19 protein-coding genes are annotated in these 21,015 nt (G+C 39.1%); 4 read left to right on the top strand and 15 right to left on the bottom strand.

Annotation, left to right across the window (positions count from 1 at the left end; translation table 11 throughout):
• Nucleotides 1–74: 74 nt before the first annotated feature.
• The 3 genes from WAA20_RS09510 to WAA20_RS09500 form a co-directional block, all read right to left on the bottom strand.
• Nucleotides 75–1,190, bottom strand: coding sequence for a hypothetical protein (locus WAA20_RS09510; protein WP_073387592.1), 1,116 nt, complete (start codon nucleotides 1,188–1,190; stop codon nucleotides 75–77).
• Nucleotides 1,191–1,333: 143 nt separating this feature from the next.
• Nucleotides 1,334–1,621 (bottom strand): Nif11-like leader peptide family natural product precursor, encoded by a 288-nt coding sequence (locus tag WAA20_RS09505; protein WP_073387593.1) that lies wholly within the window; start codon nucleotides 1,619–1,621, stop codon nucleotides 1,334–1,336.
• A gap of 59 nt (nucleotides 1,622–1,680) precedes the next feature.
• Entirely contained in the window at nucleotides 1,681–1,983 is a 303-nt protein-coding gene (locus tag WAA20_RS09500; RefSeq protein ID WP_073387596.1) for a hypothetical protein, read from the bottom strand.
• Between the two features lie 436 nt (nucleotides 1,984–2,419).
• Between WAA20_RS09500 and WAA20_RS09495 the strand changes: the two genes are divergently transcribed.
• Together WAA20_RS09495 and WAA20_RS09490 are read left to right on the top strand one after the other, a co-directional pair.
• Nucleotides 2,420–2,983, top strand: coding sequence for a sigma-70 family RNA polymerase sigma factor (locus tag WAA20_RS09495; RefSeq protein WP_073387597.1), 564 nt, complete (start codon nucleotides 2,420–2,422; stop codon nucleotides 2,981–2,983).
• The gene (locus tag WAA20_RS09490) at nucleotides 2,980–3,834 is read left to right on the top strand and encodes a hypothetical protein (protein WP_073387599.1); all 855 of its coding nucleotides are present in this window, start codon (nucleotides 2,980–2,982) and stop codon (nucleotides 3,832–3,834) included. Before WAA20_RS09495 ends, WAA20_RS09490 begins: the two co-directional genes overlap by 4 nt.
• A 162-nt stretch (nucleotides 3,835–3,996) precedes the next feature.
• On the opposite strand, the gene WAA20_RS09485 is transcribed toward WAA20_RS09490, so the two are convergent.
• The 10 genes from WAA20_RS09485 to WAA20_RS09440 form a co-directional block, all read right to left on the bottom strand.
• A complete protein-coding gene (locus WAA20_RS09485; protein ID WP_073387600.1) occupies nucleotides 3,997–5,976 on the bottom strand; it encodes a TIM-barrel domain-containing protein in 1,980 nt (659 codons plus the stop codon).
• A gap of 111 nt (nucleotides 5,977–6,087) precedes the next feature.
• Entirely contained in the window at nucleotides 6,088–7,419 is a 1,332-nt protein-coding gene (locus WAA20_RS09480) for an MATE family efflux transporter (RefSeq protein WP_073387603.1), read from the bottom strand.
• Nucleotides 7,420–7,647: 228 nt separating this feature from the next.
• Nucleotides 7,648–9,009: an ElyC/SanA/YdcF family protein gene (locus WAA20_RS09475; protein ID WP_073387605.1), complete on the bottom strand. Its 1,362-nt coding sequence runs from the start codon at nucleotides 9,007–9,009 to the stop codon at nucleotides 7,648–7,650.
• A gap of 287 nt (nucleotides 9,010–9,296) precedes the next feature.
• Nucleotides 9,297–10,577, bottom strand: a complete 1,281-nt coding sequence (locus WAA20_RS09470; protein WP_338802714.1) for an FUSC family protein — start codon at nucleotides 10,575–10,577, stop codon at nucleotides 9,297–9,299.
• Nucleotides 10,578–10,720: 143 nt separating this feature from the next.
• Nucleotides 10,721–11,542, bottom strand: a complete 822-nt coding sequence (locus WAA20_RS09465; RefSeq protein WP_073387608.1) for an amino acid ABC transporter permease — start codon at nucleotides 11,540–11,542, stop codon at nucleotides 10,721–10,723.
• Between the two features lies 1 nt (nucleotide 11,543).
• The gene (locus WAA20_RS09460; protein ID WP_073387610.1) at nucleotides 11,544–12,260 is read right to left on the bottom strand and encodes an amino acid ABC transporter permease; all 717 of its coding nucleotides are present in this window, start codon (nucleotides 12,258–12,260) and stop codon (nucleotides 11,544–11,546) included.
• A gap of 16 nt (nucleotides 12,261–12,276) precedes the next feature.
• Nucleotides 12,277–13,179: a transporter substrate-binding domain-containing protein gene (locus WAA20_RS09455; RefSeq protein WP_073387612.1), complete on the bottom strand. Its 903-nt coding sequence runs from the start codon at nucleotides 13,177–13,179 to the stop codon at nucleotides 12,277–12,279.
• Between the two features lie 28 nt (nucleotides 13,180–13,207).
• Complete coding sequence (locus tag WAA20_RS09450) at nucleotides 13,208–13,930, bottom strand: amino acid ABC transporter ATP-binding protein (protein WP_167562714.1); 723 nt, start codon at nucleotides 13,928–13,930, stop codon at nucleotides 13,208–13,210.
• Between the two features lie 320 nt (nucleotides 13,931–14,250).
• Nucleotides 14,251–16,824 (bottom strand): PEP/pyruvate-binding domain-containing protein, encoded by a 2,574-nt coding sequence (locus tag WAA20_RS09445; RefSeq protein WP_073387615.1) that lies wholly within the window; start codon nucleotides 16,822–16,824, stop codon nucleotides 14,251–14,253.
• A gap of 397 nt (nucleotides 16,825–17,221) precedes the next feature.
• Nucleotides 17,222–17,935 (bottom strand): GH25 family lysozyme, encoded by a 714-nt coding sequence (locus WAA20_RS09440; protein ID WP_081373814.1) that lies wholly within the window; start codon nucleotides 17,933–17,935, stop codon nucleotides 17,222–17,224.
• Between the two features lie 179 nt (nucleotides 17,936–18,114).
• Between WAA20_RS09440 and WAA20_RS09435 the strand changes: the two genes are divergently transcribed.
• Entirely contained in the window at nucleotides 18,115–18,648 is a 534-nt protein-coding gene (locus WAA20_RS09435) for a Uma2 family endonuclease (RefSeq protein WP_073387616.1), read from the top strand.
• Nucleotides 18,649–18,704: 56 nt separating this feature from the next.
• Here WAA20_RS09435 and WAA20_RS09430 read toward each other — a convergent pair whose 3' ends face one another.
• On the bottom strand, nucleotides 18,705–18,857 hold the full coding sequence (locus WAA20_RS09430; protein ID WP_167562710.1) for a hypothetical protein: 153 nt from the start codon (nucleotides 18,855–18,857) through the stop codon (nucleotides 18,705–18,707).
• A gap of 172 nt (nucleotides 18,858–19,029) precedes the next feature.
• On the opposite strand from WAA20_RS09430, the gene WAA20_RS09425 reads away from it, so the two are divergent.
• Nucleotides 19,030–19,872: a DegV family protein gene (locus WAA20_RS09425; protein ID WP_073387618.1), complete on the top strand. Its 843-nt coding sequence runs from the start codon at nucleotides 19,030–19,032 to the stop codon at nucleotides 19,870–19,872.
• Between the two features lie 136 nt (nucleotides 19,873–20,008).
• On the opposite strand, the gene WAA20_RS09420 is transcribed toward WAA20_RS09425, so the two are convergent.
• Nucleotides 20,009–20,743 (bottom strand): DUF4097 family beta strand repeat-containing protein, encoded by a 735-nt coding sequence (locus tag WAA20_RS09420; RefSeq protein WP_073387620.1) that lies wholly within the window; start codon nucleotides 20,741–20,743, stop codon nucleotides 20,009–20,011.
• Nucleotides 20,744–21,015: the final 272 nt, after the last annotated feature.

Here is a 21,015-nt window from a genome sequence, read left to right as displayed (position 1 = left end):
TCATCCCCCTTCTATGAACCAAAGAATAAACGAAATATAACATCTGCATATTAAGAATTTTATTACTGTCGTTTCTATCTTATAATCAATTCTGTAGTACTAGAAAAGCTCATAATTGCTCCTTTATTATCTTCTAATCTAAAGCCTTCATCACATTCGTCCCAATAGCAATTTCTCTCAGTACCATCCTCCCAAACTCTTTTATACTCATGATCAAGCATGGGATTACCTGTCTTTACCATAAGCTGAAATTCTACATTTTTAGCCCAAGGATCAACTGTGATACGATACCCTTTATCTGTTTTTTCTATCTGTACACCTTCTTGAGCATTAAAGGTATATTCATTTGTCTTTACTATTCCATGTTCTTTCTCTGTTCTTCTATAAACAGATCTGTTTTTTAATAAAACATCTCCGATCTCTTCATATTCCCATTTTTCATAGTGAAGATAATTTAAATAACTATAAGAAAATTGCTCAAATTTGCTTTTTAAAACTATATAATCACACTTGATATTATACTTTTCCTGCCTTTGCTTTAAATCATCAAAGGTATAACTTTCTAAAGAAAAGCTTTCCGGCAATTGTTCTATCCAACCGTTATAATATATAGTTGCTCCCCTGTCCGGATTATTTACATATTCTTTTACATCACCATTTTGAAGCACCAATTCACCCGGAAGACCATAATATTCAAAAAAAGCATCAGCCGTACTATCAAATGAACCTTCTCGAAGCGGTCTATAACACAAACCGGTATGGAATGAATCACCAAATATTGTATCAGATGGAAGATCAAGGCTCTTCAAATAGTATTCCTTAGAACACTCAACAAATTCTTCCAACATATCATCGTCTGGTCTGAGCCATACAGCACCGGTTTTTATATTAGCAGCAAATCCTCTATCTGTATGTCCGTCATTCATTGTACCTGTTACATAATCAGTAAGATACCAGGGACCACTTGGATACATTAAATCATAATGATTAATTTCTACTATCTTTCCATAAGGACAATTCATTTTTATCCAGTCTTCCATTAATGCTGTGCCCTGTTTTACAACTTCATTAGCTTCATCTTCTGAATACCGTGGTCCATAGCATCCCGACAAAAGAAGACAGCTACTTGCAATAATGCAAAAAAGTGCAATAAACCTCTTAATCTCCAATGATACAAACTTATATTTCATACGTCTCCCCCTAAAAAATAGATTCCCCTTTAATAAATGAAACACACTATAAACTCTCCTAAAAATAACTTTTACAAATAACACATTTTTAATTCTATTGATAACCTAAAGCGCTCTGCAAATGATTAGATTAGCACAGCAGATCAAAGTGCTTCGAGCCTCATCATAAAAATATTATACTCATCATTCCACTCATCAAGATCCGGAGAGTTCTCGCCGCCGCCATTAGTACTTCTCTTGATCTCCGCATAGAATTCTTCGCCTTGATTGATCATATCCATGACAGATAATTCAAGACCATTTTCTGTCGCTATGGAGCAGAAATCAGCCAAAGGATTATCTGACTTTTTAGTGTCAATAAGCTTCTGCCTGAGAGCTTCATCAGCTTTTGCTTTTTCAAATAGTCTGTCAAGTGTGTCGCTACAGTTCATGCCTCTCCCTCCTGTCTTTATAAGCCGTTTTGCGTGTATCATATACGGTCAGCTACAATTTAATCTTCCTCTGTGCCTAGCCCATAATTAAGTATCTCATTATATCTGGCATTGGCAGCTTCCGCTTCCTTCTTTTCACGCCACACATCTATATCACTGCATATTGCCAGCATCTCATCTACTATAAGCTCAGGTGTATCGGGCTGAACATTATAAAGATATCCAAGCATCCTGTCCATTGCCTTTGGACTTCCAAGCTGCCTTGCAATCTGCTCTCCCAGCTCACTCGGAAAGCCGAGCTTTTTTATAGCAGATACCAGTTCATCTTTCTTGGCTGACCAATATCTTTGATCGTTTGTCATGTCTGTACCTATACCTTTTATTAAATAATAAAATATTAAGTATTGTCGTGTCGATTATAATTAGTAACTTGATCATTATGATGACAGGGGCAAAATTTACTTTTGACCCTTACATCATCATTATAAAACAATGATAAAAAACATCTTGTAATCTTTCTCCCATAACTACTACAAAAACTTTAAATGCCCCCTGATTTCTACTATAATAGCATATTTGGCCCCAAAGCGTAACCAATTGCTACTATAGTAGCATTTTTCAAGAAAACAATTTATCAGTTTAACATTATGCTTTTTATCTTTTTGCCATTATCAAGGCTACATATATTAAATTTTGAACACTAATTTGAATAATCTTTTTAAAATCCTGTGATTTCATCAATTATTTGTTGGCTATATAATTGTAAGGCGCCTACAATACAACACGGAAGGAGCAACTATGAGGGACGAGGAAATAATCGATCTGTATTTTCGCAGAGACGAAAAAGCCATAAAAGAAACTGATCAAAAATACGGCAGATACTGCCAAACAATTGCCACAAATATCCTGATGGATGAACTAGATACAGAGGAATGCATAAATGATACCTACATGAAAGCCTGGAACAAGATCCCGCCAACAAAACCTGCCATACTAAAAGCATTTCTTGCAAAGATAACAAGGGACATAGCCCTAAATATGTTCAAAGCAACTAGAACTGCAAAAAGAGGCGGAGGCACCATTAACGAGCTTCTTGATGAACTTGAAGACTGCATCCCGGATAATAACAGCGTTGAGCAATCTATACTTAGTAAGGAACTTGCCGGCATCATCAGATGCTTTGTCAGAGACCTTGATGAAAAAGATGCATATCTTTTTACCAGCAGATATTTTTATGCAGAGGATATCGCTTCTCTTGCCGGGAGATTTGGAATGACCAGGCACAACGTCACCGTCACGCTTTCAAGACTCAGAAAAAAGCTTCAGGTAAGACTTGTAAAGGAGGGTTATCTAGCATCATGAAAAGCGAAGATTTACTATACGCAATGAATGGTATTGATGATATTACTATTGTTAAGGCCAAAAACTATACAGAAATAAAAAGAGTATCTGTTTTCCCAAAAATATTAGCTCTTGCTGCATGCATAAGTCTTATAGCAGCGATGTTAGGCACTGCCCTATATAGAAACCTGTTCGCAGGTAAGCATATGACGACAGATAATACAGGTTCAGGAGGAAATATAACAGATATAATATCTGATCCATTTACAATAACAGCTTACGCTGCCCAAGGTAATGATGTTGTTCTGGAAAAAGGCGATGTGACTCCTTTGTGCGAAATCTCTGAGTATTATCTCCTGAGCTTTATTATGGATTCTGATGAAGATGATGCCAATATAAACTATTCAATAGAGCTTCCAGCCCTGAAATGCACTGGCGATAACATCAAGACGATCACTTATACAGCCAATAATGCTTCCTTAGAGCAAAACAAATACACCTACGAAAACAGTTCTGAGTCTATCGAGACCAAGACTCTGGATAAATACGAAGTAGCATATGACTCGCAGGAGATGGACCGTGACACTGTGCTGGAGCTGTGCGGCTCAGTTCCTAAAACAGATGAGCTAAACCACGACATATTCGATCCCGATTCATTCGATGATATGGTTAACGGCACCAATCTCTTGTTAAAAGACGTTTCGATCACTTGCACAGTTACTTATAACGACGGAACTACAGCAAGCCAGACCATAAATATCGGAGCCAAGTTCATGAGTTGTGAAGAACTGGGAATTGACCTTAGCGATTACAACGCTGATCCTGCTTGGCTGAGTGAAGGATACGTAGTAATAACATTCGAACTCCAGTAATATTAAAAATATACATTCTTGAACATAAAGTTCAAGAATGCAGCAATATCACTCAAAATAAGCAAATCAATAAAACGGCGCATCGTAACTTCTGTGAATGCGCCGTTTTGTTATTGTTTTGTTATTGTTTTTTTATTGTTTTATTACCGTTTTATTGTTGCCTTATTTGATCCTTGAAATTCCGTCATCAGTATAAAGCTCATAATTGTCGCTATCAGCCTCATAGCAGATATATTTAAGACTATCAGCGCTTACCTTATCTGTTCTATTCTCAGGCTTTGCAAGAGGAAGCACATGTCCCTTCCTTACAAACACAAGCACCTCTCCAAGATCCGCCTTCACATAGTGATCATCCGCGCTAAGAACCTCTTCATCATAATCATCATAAGCCCTGAACCTGATCATCTTCATATCTTCCGGAAGATATACATATCTGCCAGTCTCATTCTGCTTATAAACAGGAGCCAGCATAATGCTCTCGCCAAGTAAAAGCTGATCTTCAACCTCACCACTTCTTTCATCATCGTACTCAAAAGAAAGCGGTGCAAACAGCATCTCATCACGAAGTGCCGCCTTCATGAACTCTGAATACAGATATGGCAAAAGAGCATATCGAAGCTCAACAAGCTTTTTAAACTTATCAACACTTTCAAATCTGTAAAGTTCCTGTTTCCTTGTGCCCATTGCAGAATGATTTCTAAACAGTGGTGTAAAGATACCAAAAGCGATCCATCTAAGAAGCAGATCTTCTGTAGTATCAGCACCAAATCCGCCAACATCAGCACCTGAATAAAGGAATCCGCACATTGAAAGCGCCGGCATCTGCTGAATGTTCAGAAGAAGATGTGACCACCATGACTTATTATCACCGCACCAGATACCGCCATATCTGTGCATTCCAATATATGAAGAGCGTGAAAACATAAGGATTCTCTCATCAGGAGACAGTCTCTCGAAGGCTTCTCCTGCCGCTCTTGTCATATTGTAGCCAAAAAGGTTGTGAACCTTGTCGTGACGGATCTTCTGACCCTTGTATTCATGATAGAATCTCTTGTAATCAGCTTCATTATTATCAATAGAACCCACCAGATCCTTAAAGGCAAAAAATGAATTGATATCCAGATTCTTATCTTTATAATCTTCAATCTTGTCGAACACTTCTTTAAGATGATCTTCTGTATAGAAGATTGCCGGCTCGTTCATATCATTCCAAAAGCCGTCTATACCCTGATCCAGAAGCACCTTGTACTTATTTCCAAACCACGCCCTTGCTTCATCGTTAAGGAAATCCGGGAAGTGAACTCTACCTGGCCATACAGCAGCTACGAGCCTTTCTCCATCCTCTTTTTTGACAAAATAGTCTTTTTCTACGCCCTCTTCGTATACATCATATCCATCCTCGATCTTAACTCCTGCATCGATGATCGGAACAAGATGGATCCCCCTGTTCTTCATTTCAGATACAAACTCTTTAAAGTCAGGAAAAGCCTTATCATCTACCGTGAAGTCCTTGTACCTTTCCATATAATCGATATCAAGATAGATCATATCAAGAGGAATGCCGGCTTCATCATACTTGTCCGCAACTTCCCTTACTTCATCTGCAGTAAAATAGCTCCACCTGCTCTGACCATAGCCAAAAGCCCAGCGCGGAGGAATATAGCTTCGACCAATAATTGAACGAAACTCTTTGACTACACCTTTAACTTCTTTTTCTTCACCCTCAAAAGGACCCTCTATGATATATATATCAAAATCATAGTCTTCAAAAGAAATAGTAAGCTCATTAAACTTGCTATACCCTATATCAAAAGTAACAGTTCCGGGAGTATCAATATATACGCCAAGAGTCCTGCTTTTCGATGTTATGACAAAAAAGTTCTGAGAAGCATACAAAGACCTCTTGTCCTCAGTATGATTAGGATCATCAGCATTATTACTTGTATAGATCCATCCCCTCTTATTCATCCCACGAATAGTCTCACCAAGACCAAACACCTTATCTTCCTGATCTAATTCTATAAACAACGACTTAGAGCTTGCATCCGCCTTAAAATATGGAATCTCTCCATTTGTAATCTCAATATCTTTAACGACAGAATCCGTTTCAATAGGATTTCCAACTCTGAATTTTCTGACCATCTATTTACAAAACCTCCCATAATTCATATATCTATCTCATTGTAATATACTTTCTAGATCATTATAACCCACCAATATCATATTATTTGCCAGAGCCCCTAACGGCACAGCCTATCTCATTACTTCTCTCCACAAGAACACCTTGAAGAGTCCGAAAGCTACAACTGTTGTAACTATATCAGCTGTGAACTGTGCTGCGATAACGCCGTTAAGCCCCAACACACTAGAAAGTACAATTATAGCCGGAAGGAATACCAGTCCCTGTCTGCAGGATGACAATATAAATGCTCCCGCTGCTTTACCAGTAGCCTGGAATGTACAGATAACAATAAGGCAGATACCCATAAGCGGCATTCCCAGAAGCTGGAATAACAGCATCTTAGATCCTGTAGCGATCATCGCTTCATCACTTAAAAACTTCCCAATAATAGGATGTGAAAAGATAGTTAAAGCTGCAAGGCATACAAGGCCGGCTCCGCCTGTTACAGCCATACCAAATCCCATGATCTTACGAAGTCTTTCTTTAAGCCCTGCACCATAACAATAGCCAATAAGAGGCTGACCGCCAAATGCAAGACCTACAATGATAAGAACCGCAATATTAACGATCTTAAGTATAATTCCCATGATCGCTATGCTTTCATCGCCATAAGGCTGTAAATATCTGTTAGTCAGAGTGATTCCTATTGTCTGCATGAGATTAGTGATACTTGAAGGAAGTCCAATTGCAAGAACGCTTCCAAAAGTCTGTGCATCCATCTTAAGATCTTTAATATCAATAGACAGAACATCACTTCTAGTCTTAATGATAATAACAAAAAATGTGCAGGTAATAATATAACCAATAATTGTAGCCATAGCCGCACCCGCTGCGCCAAGACCAAGTACAAAGATAAAGATTGGATCAAGGATGATATTTATAATAGTACCAATAACAGATCCAATCATGGATTCCATTGCCTTACCTTCTGCACGAAGCAGATTTGAAGGAACAAGTGAAAAAATAACAAAGGTTGAACCCAAAATAAGCCATGAATAATACTGATCAGCATATTCGTAAGTTGCGCTTGTAGCACCAAGAAGTGTAAGCATCGGTCTTTTAAGCGCCAGCATTATGACTGTAAACAAGATTCCTGTTATGATAGCCGTATATATACAAAATGTGCTCTTTTTCCTTGCGCCATCCTTGTCATGAGCTCCAAGAATCCTTGATATAACAGAGCTTCCACCTATACCGAAGATATCTCCAATAGCCAGAAGCAGTGTAAATAGCGGCGCGCAGATAGATACACCAGCAATAAGGTTGGTATTACCTGTTTTCGCAATGAAATAGGTGTCTACAAGGTTATAAACAAGTGTTACAACCATTCCCATAACAACAGGAAGCGCCATCTTCATATAAGCTTTTGGAATAGGTGTTTTTTCAAATAATTCGTTTTGCATGTTGATTCCTTTCGTTATCCCAATATGTTTTCGGGCAAAAAAAAAATCCATAACCCGCCTAGGATTATGGATTTCCTTACCGTGGCCGATCTCTCAGCCCTACTATCAATATTTAATTCTCAGCTATGATATCACCCATTTTAAGATGAGTCAACCAAAACTTGATTAAGTCGTATACATCTGCTAGCAGACATTGTTAGAGCACTCTGCAACCAAACATGTAATCTTTCACAGCTTGTACTTCACATAGAATTCCACCATACCGAAGAACTCCCTTACCGTATAATGGATACCCACAGGAAAAAGAGTTACCGCAGGAACTGAATGTACATTGTTATATCCCACATTCCTTGCTATAGACATAGCTCTGTATTCATGGAATCCATTAGAGATGATGCCAACATATGCGTCTTCATCGCCTATAATAACAAGGCTGTTCTTAAGGTTTTCTTCTGTATCAGTTGACTTATCTTCAAGTATTATCCTGTCTTCGTCTATTCCATACTGCTCAACCAGTATTCTCTTTGCACATTCTGCTTCGCTTATAGCTTCATCAGGTCCCTGGCCGCCGGATGCGATGAGGACTGTATCTTCATTCTCCATCAGATATTCAGCAGCCTTCTGAATCCTTGCTCTGTAAGGATTTGACGGCTGTGTACCATGAAGACCTGCTCCAAGAAGTACTACATATTCAAGATCAGACTTAGGAGTAGCTGTCATAGCACCAATTACTTTGCTCTCAACTATGACAAAAAAGATTATGAAAACAAGTGCCAAACCTCTGTAAACATATCTCAAAACTGCGGGAATCTTGATTTTCTCTCTTCCATCTATTCTTGCTTTGATCATCAATACTCTGACAAGTGCAAATACAGCTATCAGAATCCAAAGCCATACCCATGAAAGGCTAAAACCTCCTCCATAAGCAAGGCAAGTAAAAAAGTACAATACAGACCACACAAAAAGTATGAAATAAATATATAGTATTACTTTATCAAAAGTCACCTTTCCAAGACCTGCGTAGCGGCTTGTTCTTTCTTTATACTCAAGATAATCATCACCAAACACAGTCGGAAGGAACTTTTCTTCTTCCAGAATCTGAAGATGAAGCATTACCATGGCAAAAATTGAAAATGCACACAAAACAGGATTGAAGAACATCAGCATGATGCCGATGTAAACAAAGTCAAAACCAAGAAATGCAGGATTCCTGGAGTAGTTATAAATTCCCTTGGTCACAAGACTTCTTTGGTCCATGTCAGATGCCGCAACACCTGCTCTCCAGCTATCCCTCATGGTATATACTGATAAAAAGAAAACTATATCACCAAGAAATGCAAAATACATTCCTATTACGCGCCACATGATCATAAGCTGCGCAGTTCCAATTACTATAGAGACAACTTCAACAGCCGGCACTAAAAGCGTAGCCACTTTCATTATGCATTCAATATAAAACGTTCTGTCATGAACCTTGCCCTTGGCTATCTGATTGGTAACAATGCCTTTCCTCCTCTGAATCAGCATCTTTCCAAAGTAAATCCCATAAAACACTGCCATAAAGCCAAGTGCGATCATTCTATATGTCATTTAAAACTTATTTCCTCCCTTGTAGTCTATAGTTATTAACACTTCAACGCCGTCCCCGTACTTGATAGCGTTCTCCATAAGATTTTGCATTACTTCGACGAATCTCTCCTGGTCACCGTATACTAGGATATCACAATAGTCGCCTATAACAAAGCTTGTCTTCTGGCAACTCCCGGATAATATTATTATAGGTGTTGCCGCTTTGTTATGGTATAAGTATATAGAATAAATTATCAAATAATCTTCAACTGGGATTATGACCAGCAAAAAAGCGCCCGATGTAGTGTTTATACATCAGACGCATGATGAAGCAAATTTATATTGTTCGCCGAAGATCTTCGAGGACTCCAATTGAACATATAATGCAGTTTACGCACCAATGTGTTGCAGTCAGAGGAAACGAAATCCGCTTTATTTCTACGATTATCGCTCATAGTAACTATTTGAGAAGCGCCTGTCATAGTTTTTACGTAGTCAGCCATGTTTTGGACGGATGCATTCTTGTTATAGATCTTGATATAAGAATAGCCCTTATAATCATCAGACGGATAGGATAGGATCTTGAGCTCGCTGTATACGTCGCTTTCTTCGATCTCCTGCACAAGACGTTCTATTTTTTCTGTCTTATCAATGCACATCATATAGACTACCGGATGCTCCTTGGGCCTTTCCTTATTGAGGTAATTGCGATAAGGCGACTTATGGAGCTTATCGTATATATCAGTCTCAGCAGGATTTATTAGTTCGTCGTAATAGATAATAAGGACATCATCAAGGATAATTGTAGTAAAGATATTGAAGCCGCGTTCCTTAATAAAATCCTCGATGCTGTTCGCATGTCTTGCAGAAATGATATAGACCTTAGGGTATCTGTTTTCCTTGATATCATAAAGGATGGCGCCATCCATGGCTATGACAGGAAGAACTGGTTTTACATCCGGCATACCTTCAAGAAATCCTGCAGGTGTGCGCAGAGTCATGAAAGTTAATTTCATCCCCTTTTCAAGCATACCTCCTATCCTGATCTTTCCAAAAGATGTGACTCCTCCCATAGAATCATCCATTGACTTATCAAGATCAGCTATAAATAAAGTCTCCCTGTCAATCCGTCCGTGGATATAGATAGAATTAAGAATCAGTCCGACAAAAATACCTATAAGTGTATCCAGCGATCTGTTGGCTACAAAGATATAGGGATTTTCATCCATTAAGTGATTTACAACAATACTTAAAAAAACAACGCAGGAAAAGTATGATGCTTTCTTTTGCTTTAAAACTACTGTTGTGTATATTATTGGTATTAAAACCATAGAGATAATAAAGTAGTGTAAAAAGCCGTCTCCGATTCCTTTTATCTGCCCTTTTATAAGAATATAGATAAGACCGTATAAAGCGCCGATTCCAGTTCCTACTGTTCTTTGAAGTGCATTCTGTACTGTATTTTTGGACTGGTTCTGTATGCACCAAAGGACTGCAAGCGCTGAATAAAAAGGCGTCCCCTCTTTTCCCCTTAAGAAGTAGATCGCAAAGCAGATCATAACCCCAAGTGCAGACTTGATAATACGCATTCCGATATGTGGTAAGCGCGGCAGATGTATCATCCCTTTTTCCATACTATTCCTAAACCTTGATCACTAATAATTTTTATCCTTATAACTTATAAGATTCTGACAGATGTTCAATCTCAAAAGTCACTGTCTCTTTTTTATATTTAATCTTCCTGTAGCCTATTGATCATTGCTACAGCTTTTTTCGAATCTTCTTTAATAAATGACTTCTTCGTAACCTTAACCGCCACTGATTTCTTCTGCATCTTCCTGACCGTCATAGAGATGGAGAAATTGATCACAAAATAGATGGCAGCAGCAAGTCCGAACAAAACGAAAACATCTGAAACGTTGATGGAATTAAGCCCATTGTACCTGTTGGCTGCAGACAGGACCTGCTTGGTCCTTGCCATAAGCTCTATTACTGCAACATTTGCTAGGAATGAGCTGTCCTTGATGGTAGTGATGACCTGGCTAAGAAGTGTTGGAATAATAGCCCTGAATGTCTGAGGCAATACAATGAATCTCATGATCTGCACCATGGAAAAGCCCTGTGACTGGCCAGCTTCTATCTGTCCGCTTGCAACAGAGTTAAGTCCTCCTCTTACGATCTCTGCTATGACCGCTGAAGTATACAGGATAAGCGCAACGCAGGCTTTAAACATGAGCTTATTATTAACAGAAGAAAGTCCAAACATTTTCCTGTCCATAAATCCCGGAGCCGGACAAAAGACTACGCAGATGAATATCCAGAATAATAGCGGAGTATTCCTGAATAGCTCTATATATGCAACAGATATAAACTTTATGATCCTTACCTTTTTAGTCACTAGGTAATTTCTCATAAGGGCAAGTACTGTTCCAAAGACTATACTAAAAAGCACAGCTATTATAGAAATGATAATTGTAAAAAGAACTCCCTGAAATATGAACTTTATTATTGCCGGATTTTCCAGTATTGACAGGCTTCCACTTAAAGTATCCATGTCATGCCTCCTTTACAGTACTTCTTTGAAACACTCTCTGATCTCTTTTCTTAAGAGATGATTCCCACATAGTTGCAAATGTTGACAGAGGGAAACATATCAGGAAAAAGATCACGCCGCATACTATATACGCGGGGGCATAGGAGCCGCCTGTATTTTCACCTGTAACGAAACTGTATGTAAGTGATAACAGGTCAGCTCCTCCAACAATATAAAGACAAGATGTATTCTTTATCATGTTGACGATAACATTGGTCATAGGCGGTAAGATCACCTTGATACTTTGAGGAATGATTATGTAATACATCTGACCGGCATATCCAAATCCCTGGGCTCTGGCAGCTTCAAACTGTCCCTTTGGAACTGATTCAATACCTGCCCTTATAACTTCTGCCATGTAAGCACCGGTATATATACCAAGTGCCAGGATTCCGGTTACTATTATTCCAGGGCTGTGTCCTGAAAATGCCAGTGCATAGTACAAAAAGCACATCTGCAAAAGAACCGGTGTATTCTGTATTACCTCTACATATACCCTGCTTATAAATCTCAGTACCTTTTTACTACTTGTTGCCATAAGCCCGAAGATGATACCAAGGGCAAGGGCAAGAAGTAACGCTACCAGCGCAGTTCGTAATGTATTAAAAAGGCCAAGGAGGAAAGTTCCCCTATAGATCCATATCTTAGTCCAGGCTCTAGCAGAAAATAATCCTGACATTACCGGTCCTCCATTCTTAATCCAATCCGTTTTCAGAAATCAGAGTATCAATTGTTCCGTCGCCCAGATCTTCTTTTACCAATTCTTCAGCAACTTCTGAAAGTCCTGAACCTTTAGTAGTTGCAATGCCGTAGTCCTGTGGAGCAAACTCAGCTTCGATATAAAATCTGCCCTCTGTCTTGTAGATTGCAAGGATTGACTTATCAACGCAGAATGCATCTACTTCTCCGGCGCTAAGTGCTGTTGAGATAGTTGGATAGTCATCATACTGCTGGAATGAAACGCCTTCAGTCCATGTTGCTGGATCAAAGCTTTCTTCATCGAATCCATCGCCGCTTATAAGGCCTTCCTCGATCATGGCTTTTACAAGGGACTTAGCTGAGGTTGAACCTGAGGATACGCCTACTGTTGTACCTACGATATCGCTTAAAGTCTTGATGCCTGAAGCATCTTCTACAAGTACGCTTACGTAATCCGTATAATATGGTGTGGTGAAATCCCAGCTCTCTTTTCTCTCATCTGTGATAGTGAAAGTTGCAAGAACACAGTCGATATCTCCTGAATCAAGAAGCTCTGTTCTTGTAGCTGCGGTTACTGCGGTAAACTCAACTTCAACTCCGAGCTTATCTGCAAGTTCCTTGGCAAGTTCGATCTCCATACCGGAATATTCTCCTGTAAGAGGATCCTCGTATCCAAATCCAACAACTGCATTCTTAACACCTACTCTTAATACTCCCCTGTCTATAATGGCCTGTACATCTTCAGAATATGAGCCCTCGGAAGGTTCGCCAGCAGTTGGCGTTGCCGGTGTATCTTCTGAAATAGAAGCTACATCTGAAGCTGAATCTGCTCCGCCGCAGGCTGCAAGCATCACTCCCATAATTCCTGCCATAAATGCACTAAGTAATCTTTTTTTCATAATTTTATCCTCCTAAAAATAATCTTTTTTATCGTATTATCTTGCCCAAAAACTGCTTAACGCGGTCACTCTTGGGACTTGTAAAGAAGTGTTCCGGAGTTCCTGACTCAATGATCTGGCCATCCTCCATGAATATCACTCTGTCTGCGACCTGCCTTGCAAAGCCCATCTCATGGGTAACTACGACCATGGTTATGTTTTCCTTTGCAAGCTTTATCATTACATCAAGAACTTCCTGAATAGTCTCAGGGTCAAGAGCCGATGTTGGTTCGTCAAAAAGGATGATCTTACTTTGTGAACAAAGAGCTCTTGCTATGGCGATCCTTTGCTGCTGACCTCCTGACAGAGTTGTTGGATATACTCCAGCCTTATCTTTAAGTCCAACAACATCAAGATAATGATATGCAAGTTCTTCAGCGTCCTTTTTTGATTTATGATGAAGCTTCATGGGTGCAAGCGTCAGGTTCTTTAAAACAGTCATGTGCGGATAAAGATTGAACTGCTGGAAGACCATTGATGTACTGTCACGGACAACCTTAGTCTTGTTCTTATGTGTAAGCTCTACTCCGTCAATATAAACATGCCCGCTTGTGGGCGTTTCAAGGAAGTTCATACATCTTACGGTTGTTGATTTACCGGAGCCGGACGGACCTATGATAACGAGCTTTTCTCCTTCTTTAACTTCAAGATTCACATCTTTTAATACATGCAGATCTCCAAAGCTTTTATTTACATTTTCAAGCTTTATCATTGCCATATGATCTTCCTCCAAAAAACGGCGCTTCGGTACAATACCGAAACGCCGTCGTCTCAAAATAGGTATAGAATTAGGAATAAAAAAAGGGGCGCTTTGATTCATTTAATGAATCAAAACGCCTTCGTCTTGTATACAAGTATACTGATTATTTATAATTTGGCAAGTCCTAATTTAATACTTTTTTAAAATAATTAATATCGCTACAGGCATTAAATCTATGTTTAGGTTAAAAAAAATCAATTTAAAATCAAAAAGCTCCCCGGCAACAAAAATACCGAGTCTTATTGGATATCTTAAATATTATTAAAATCTGATCACTCAAAACTAAGCAACAAATGATTCTGCTCAAGGTCATAATAAAGATTACATTCAGAATCTTTCAGATCATATACCTTTACTATATCAGCATCGGCATCATTCGCAATATATTCAGATGCTATATTTTTATGCTCTTTAAGTATATCTAGCGAAAAGTGAAGAGTTTTCTCATTGGCAAATACAGCCGTATAAAGTATATCTGCCTCTACAAGATCCTGGAAGATATGACTTCCGTAGGAAAGCTCAGGATTATAGCCTGCTTCCTTCTCTTCTACTTCGCACACTGCCTCAAATTCGCTTATATCTGCAAACGTAGTAGGAACGCCAAGTTCTGGCGACGAAGTTCCGATACGCCCTGGGACGATAAGCATCATGTGGCGGTCTTCGCCTCTGAATCCCCAGTTTATCTTGCCTATGACTTTGGCCATACGCGCCTTGTCAGCGTATGGCATGTTGTAATAAGCTTTAGGCTCTACATACACCAGCAAATCAATAGGCGTACACCTTGAAAGTCCCATTGATGAGCCTTTACTTTCAAGGATAATCTTATCTTCCGATACTTTGTCAGGAATCGATACTCCTGCTGTATCCTTGAAGACTTGCAAAGGCCTGCACTGAAGAAGGTTGATTGAATACTCACCGTTTTCTGACAGGTTCATGGTGAACTCTATATCAACCGGGTGCTGATATTCTTCCTGTATAAGGTGCATTAGCTGCTGCATCTGAGACATCAGTATATCTTTTTTGACAAGTCCAAGGCATGATATGAATCTGACATCGCGATATATTCCGCGGGATCTAAGTGAACTCTCAACTTCATAGTCATGCTCAAGAAGAGTATTTTTTAGATATACAGGTATCTTTTCTTCAATTTCTTTTAGTTCCAGTCTCTTCAAAGTATGTTCGCTTACATCTACAGCTTCAACCGCCCTTTGCGAGAACTGGTGCTTCTCAGCCACAGTCACGCACGACGTCGCCTGAGGCATATCAAGACTTACAAGGCGCGGATATGAACCCATAGTCCTGTCAACCGCTGATGTTCCAAGCCCCATTACAAGTCGAAGCATACCGGCCTTGGGGTCAATTCCCTGAAGGAACTGATAAGGGCTGTAAGAATAGCCAACACCCGCCGCGCAAGGCATATAGTAAGAACCGTAATAAGAACCTGATACGCGCTGAACCAGAAGAGACATCTGTTCATCTCTTTTATCAAGGCCGCGCCTTTTTCTATAGTCGAGGGCAGACAGACTCATTGTGGATGCATAAACTGTCCTTACAGCGTTTTCAAACTCGTCAAGCCTTTCTTCCAAAGTGCCTCTGTTGGCGCAGAAAACCGACTCATATTTTCCCGCAAAGGCATTACCAAAGCCGTCTTCAAGGATACTACTGGACCTGACAATAAAAGGATCCTGTCCGTAATAATCAAGGATATTCTTGAACTTGGTCTTAAGATCCTCTGCAAAAACTCCCTGTTTAAGCTTCAAAGCAAATTCATCCGCAAGCGAAAAGTACTCTTCCTCAGTCCTTTGGCGGATGCGAAGATCCCAGAATTCGTTGTCTACGATATAGGTATAGTAAATATCAGATCCGATAAAAAATGAATCGTGCGGCTCCAATACCTCATCGATCTCAGGGCTCATATTGCGGATGATAGCTCTTGCAAGCAGCATTCCGCAGGCCTTACCACCAATAAGCCCCGTTCCTATCATATGGCTTCTGACATTAAAATAGTCATCGGGCTTGAAATGCTTTCTGACCATTGCACGCATCTTCTCGTCTCTTGTCATCATGATATTGCACATGATATTACAGGACTCTTCGATGTCCATATCGTTGTCATACTGCATCCTGGCCATATTGAAGAACTTATCCCAGAAGTCTATATACTGGTCTTCACCCGGTCTTTGGAAGTTATCAAGAAGCTGGTAAAAGCGGCTTGACTGTACTCCATCAAGTATCGGCCTGAAGGTATTGTCTTCTTTGTTATAAATATGAGGCAGAAACATAGTCTCAGAATCACGGTTCCACACCTTCTCAGGCCTTACATATACATGCTTGGAATCGGAATATACATCAAGAAAGAGCTGGGTCGTATTAAGAATCTTATTGACCGCATGGAACGAGTGCTTACCCCTTATAATTGGGAAAAAAGCTACAGTATCAAGAATAAAAAGAAACGGACAGGTCACTCTGAAAAAATTGCCCATCATAAGGTCAGTTGCCCACCTTATCTGGAGTTCTGACAGGCAGTCAAAAACATAGAAGGCATCCTTACCTTCTTTTTCTATAATGTTGTGAATATCTACAGTAAAGGTCTCGAAACGGTGAGTAAGTGGGACATTTATGGTCTTAACTTCAGGGCAGTCCTCTACTAAAGGTTCGTGACTTGCAAACCTGAAATAGATAATATTCCTGCCATCCTTCTTAGCCTGGGCTATATAGGGATCTACGAACAGCTTAAACTCAGACAGATCCGAAACCCTGAAGACGACGTTATCTCCAAGCCTAATATTATCAAGCGCTTTATCCATCTCCGGTATACCGGATTCAATCCTATCAAATGCAGCCATAATCGCCCTCCGGGGAATTGCATCGAACTTCGCATGTATAAAATTGAGGCCTCGCCTATTCCTGAGGTTAGCAGTTAATAAATGGTTTGGGGTTCATGAAAATCATATAAAATTCAAGGCATGATATCTGTAAGGATATATTCTGGGATTTATAAACTCGCTTCGCTCAGACAAATAAATCCCAAACAGAATATATCCTTCCATCTATCAAGCTCTTGAATTTAATATAATTTTCAAAGAACCCAAAACCATTTATTAACTGTCAACCTCAGGAATATTCAAAGTCATTAGATTTTTATAAGTGCGAATTTTGAGTTAATATATACCTACTTTTGTAACCAAAAAAGAGCAAAGAACGCTTTTAATAAGCGCCTTTGCTCTGTTATTATTATAGCATTTATTTAACATATAATGTGCTCAATTTTTTCTTATTAGTCACGTTACCATCAACATATCTGCCAAACTCTACGATGCCCTCAAAATCGAGCTTTTCAGTGTACTGCCATATAGCGAACTTCTGAACCGGTGTACAGGCTGTATTTCTTATCCAGAGGGGATTATCTTTGAATTCGCCCCACAGATATGTGAAGTAGAAAGTCTGGGTTGTGTATATGAGCGGTTTTACTCCGTATTCATCTTCCATAAGGTCAGACAGTTCCTGTACCTGCTTAATAACAAGCTCCTTATCGGGTTTATTCTGCCTCATATCGCCGTACCACTCAACGTCAATTGCAGGAATTAAGGTCATATCGTAGTCTGCTATTGCAGCCTTATAGTTATCAAACTGGGACTGAGCTGGGCTTTCAAGGCTTAGGAAGTGATAGAAGCCATAATCAATGCCATTCTCCTTAGCGCCTTCATAATTAGCAGAAAGCTTGGTATCTACATGTCCACTACCTTCAGTAGCCTTGATATATGCAAATGAGATCCCCTTATCAGGAACCTGGCTCCAGTCAATGGTTCCCTGGTGGTGTGATACGTCAATTCCCTTTATTGGATAAAACCTGGATGATATAGATGCCAGATTCGCAACGCCTATTATGGCAATGATGGCGATGAGAATAAGGACTTTGATAAGTTTCTTCTTTATGGACTTTATATTTATATTCATGATTGAATTTAGGCTCTTTCATAGTTTTTATGATTCAAATACGTATGAAGTAAGTGGCAAAATGCATCCTGTTACTTCAACGCAGTAACTATAGTATATCATCTAAAGCGTAACTAATAAAATCTTGTAGTGTTAGTGACGCACTCTTATGCTATCATATAAGTGATGGAGGTGACGTTATGCCTTTAATTAAAGCTGAACTAAAAACTATAGACTATATATATGCCCTACCTGAAGGGGAACGTGCTGAATTAGTCGATGGCGTCATTTATAATATGGCTCCGCCGTCTGTAAATCACCAAAGGATTGCTCGCGATTTAACAACAGATCTAACTAATTATATACGCAAAAACAATGGAAAATGCGAAGCATTTTTAGCTCCATTCGCAGTTTTTCTCAACAACGATGATTACAACTATGTTGAACCAGATATTGCAGTAATATGCGACAAGAACAAGCTTGATGACAAGGGATGTCATGGAGCTCCTGATTTTATCATTGAGATTGTAAGCCCTTCCAGCAAGAAGATGGATTACATGATAAAACTCTTCAAGTATAGAAGCGCCGGTGTTCGCGAATATTGGATAGTGGATCCTGATAAAAAGATGGTCAGAACCTATAACTTTATTGAAAATGAAACAGCAGATTATCCGTTCTCTGAAAGCATTCCAGTTGGAATTTATCCTGGATTTGAACTTAAAATTAGCATTTAAAGACAAGGGTGATGCCTTTTTGTGACATCACCCTTATATTATCTTCTAAAAATTCTTTAATTTTCGTTTTTCTTACATTCCTTAACAATAGGTCTATCTATATTTGACTTGCGGAGACCGTAATTATTTGCTCCAATCATATTTGCACCTTCAAGTCTCTTTGATTCTCTTGCCATTAAAATCTTCATTCCCATGAACATTGCAGTCATTTTCATTTCCTCTCTATTATTATTTGTTGTGAATGGATTAACCGTTTCAACAAGGTAATAATATCAAGACATATATCACACAAATGTCACACAGATAAATCATTAGATAACAAAGCGTTTCTGGCTACAAAGTGCTATTATAGTATGTAAGATTATTCATGGGAGGCGCATAATGGTTAAGATTTTTTCAGACAGCACTTGTGATCTGTCAAAAGAATTATTAGACAGGTATGAAATTGGTATAATTCCCTTATTTGTAAGACTTGGTGATGTTGAATTTCTAGATGGCGTCAATATTACACCAGAAGCTTTGTATAAATGGTCTGATGAACATAACGATACACCTAAGACTGCAGCTCCAAGTATAGAGGACGTAGCAAAGATCTTTAATCCTGACAGTACAGATGAATATATCGTCTTCACTATCTCATCTTCTATGTCCGCATGTTTTAATAATGTACGTCTCGCTGCTGAATCTTTAGAAATCGAGGACAGAGTTCATATCATAGATTCTGCTAATCTTTCTACTGGTATCGGCCTTCTGGTAATAAGAGCTGCAGAGCTTGCAAAAGAAGGAAAGACAGCTTCAGAAATCGCAGATGAGATTGAAAGCCTTAAAGATAAGGTCCGCGCAAGTTTTGTAATAGATACTCTTGTTTATCTCCACAGAGGTGGACGCTGCTCTGGTCTTGCAGCACTTTTCGGAACAGCCCTTAAGCTCCATCCAAGGATTGCCGTATCAGGCGGCGCTATGCACCCTGAAAAGAAATATCGCGGCAATAGCCATAAGTACGTTATGGATTATGTAAAGGATATGGAATCAGATCTTAAGAACGCCAGAAAAGACCGCGTATTTATCACACATTCAGGATGTGATAAAGAAATCGTAGAACAAGTAAGAGAATACCTTTTAAGCCTCAATCACTTTGACGAAATCCTTGAAACACGCGCAGGAAGCGTCGTATCTTCTCATTGCGGTCCAGGAACGCTTGGCGTTCTTTTCATATCAGACTAAGACGAAATACTTTTTAACTAACGCTACAATACGTTTTAGGAAGTTAATAGAGTAAATTTGGTAGATTCCACTTATATAATCCTCGAGCGTTATCCGTACGAGGATTATATAAGTGGAATCTACCATTAACAACTATTTATTGTGAATAGCTATCGCCCTTCTTTGCACCATTCACAACAATATCGCCCATAGATGTCTCGAGCTTACCAGTCCATGCACTCTCGCTATCAACTTTGATATCACCCATAGAATCTTCAAGCTCAAGATTTACGAAGGTTCCCTTAAGCGTAATCTTGCCCATGGAGCTGTCCCATTTTACTTTAGCTATATCAGATGTTTCTATTTCGAAATCGCCCATCGATGCAGCGCCTTTAAGTTCATCAGCTTTAACATCTGTTACTTTGATATCACCCATGCTGTCATCGATGCTGATAGTTCCAAAGCTTGCTTCGCTTACACTTACATCTCCCATGCTATCCTCGATTACAAGTTTAGCACTGTTTACGCCTCTGACTGTTATGTCTCCCATGGAATCATCAAGCTTTACATCTTTAAACTCAGTACCTGTGGGAACTGTGATAGTTAAATATGTTTTCTCAGATATATCATCTGATACAGATATCTTATTCTCTGTCTTTGTCTTTACGACCAATGTTCCGTCTTTAACTTCGTATTCAGGCTGAAGCTTTTCAGGATATCTGTATTTAAGGCTATATCCATCGCCTGCAACTATGCTAAGATCACCGATTGAGAGATCTACATCGATCTTGGAGAAGTCACCTAGTCCAGTTTCAAAATCGATCATTTCTCCAAAATCTTCAAATGTAATGCTGATACCTCTTGTTTTACCGTTTTTGATAAAATGAAACATATTCCCGCACCCCGCTATACTTAGTATACAAATAATAATTACTATCCCTATTCCGAATTTTTTCATCAATAAAATCCTCTCCTTAGATATATATCTATTGTATATTTCTTTTTATCGTTTAGAATTGTAATTTTAGAAAATCCCCGGAAAGAGCCTTTTTGGTATTATAACATTAACGCACTAAATTTGTGGCTCTTTTTCACGAATTTTACGTCTTTTTTCACTTATTTTCTAATATGTCCATTTTCCTATGACTTTTGTCACTTCGTTCC

Source organism: Butyrivibrio fibrisolvens (genome assembly GCF_037113525.1).
Lineage (GTDB): Bacteria > Bacillota > Clostridia > Lachnospirales > Lachnospiraceae > Butyrivibrio > Butyrivibrio fibrisolvens.
This window is presented reverse-complemented; position numbering and strand designations above follow the sequence as displayed.

Excerpts from the sequence above, each read along its gene's own strand:
- WAA20_RS09510 (WP_073387592.1), bottom strand. The coding sequence starts at position 1,190 with ATGAAATATAAGTTTGTATCATTGGAGATTAAGAGGTTTATTGCACTT.
- WAA20_RS09505 (WP_073387593.1), bottom strand. The coding sequence starts at position 1,621 with ATGAACTGTAGCGACACACTTGACAGACTATTTGAAAAAGCAAAAGCT.
- WAA20_RS09500 (WP_073387596.1), bottom strand. The coding sequence starts at position 1,983 with ATGACAAACGATCAAAGATATTGGTCAGCCAAGAAAGATGAACTGGTA.
- WAA20_RS09495 (WP_073387597.1), top strand. The coding sequence starts at position 2,420 with ATGAGGGACGAGGAAATAATCGATCTGTATTTTCGCAGAGACGAAAAA.
- WAA20_RS09490 (WP_073387599.1), top strand. The coding sequence starts at position 2,980 with ATGAAAAGCGAAGATTTACTATACGCAATGAATGGTATTGATGATATT.
- WAA20_RS09485 (WP_073387600.1), bottom strand. The coding sequence starts at position 5,976 with ATGGTCAGAAAATTCAGAGTTGGAAATCCTATTGAAACGGATTCTGTC.
- WAA20_RS09480 (WP_073387603.1), bottom strand. The coding sequence starts at position 7,419 with ATGCAAAACGAATTATTTGAAAAAACACCTATTCCAAAAGCTTATATG.
- WAA20_RS09475 (WP_073387605.1), bottom strand. The coding sequence starts at position 9,009 with ATGACATATAGAATGATCGCACTTGGCTTTATGGCAGTGTTTTATGGG.
- WAA20_RS09470 (WP_338802714.1), bottom strand. The coding sequence starts at position 10,577 with ATGCGTATTATCAAGTCTGCACTTGGGGTTATGATCTGCTTTGCGATC.
- WAA20_RS09465 (WP_073387608.1), bottom strand. The coding sequence starts at position 11,542 with ATGGATACTTTAAGTGGAAGCCTGTCAATACTGGAAAATCCGGCAATA.
- WAA20_RS09460 (WP_073387610.1), bottom strand. The coding sequence starts at position 12,260 with ATGTCAGGATTATTTTCTGCTAGAGCCTGGACTAAGATATGGATCTAT.
- WAA20_RS09455 (WP_073387612.1), bottom strand. The coding sequence starts at position 13,179 with ATGAAAAAAAGATTACTTAGTGCATTTATGGCAGGAATTATGGGAGTG.
- WAA20_RS09450 (WP_167562714.1), bottom strand. The coding sequence starts at position 13,930 with ATGATAAAGCTTGAAAATGTAAATAAAAGCTTTGGAGATCTGCATGTA.
- WAA20_RS09445 (WP_073387615.1), bottom strand. The coding sequence starts at position 16,824 with ATGGCTGCATTTGATAGGATTGAATCCGGTATACCGGAGATGGATAAA.
- WAA20_RS09440 (WP_081373814.1), bottom strand. The coding sequence starts at position 17,935 with ATGAATATAAATATAAAGTCCATAAAGAAGAAACTTATCAAAGTCCTT.
- WAA20_RS09435 (WP_073387616.1), top strand. The coding sequence starts at position 18,115 with ATGCCTTTAATTAAAGCTGAACTAAAAACTATAGACTATATATATGCC.
- WAA20_RS09430 (WP_167562710.1), bottom strand. The coding sequence starts at position 18,857 with ATGACTGCAATGTTCATGGGAATGAAGATTTTAATGGCAAGAGAATCA.
- WAA20_RS09425 (WP_073387618.1), top strand. The coding sequence starts at position 19,030 with ATGGTTAAGATTTTTTCAGACAGCACTTGTGATCTGTCAAAAGAATTA.
- WAA20_RS09420 (WP_073387620.1), bottom strand. The coding sequence starts at position 20,743 with ATGTTTCATTTTATCAAAAACGGTAAAACAAGAGGTATCAGCATTACA.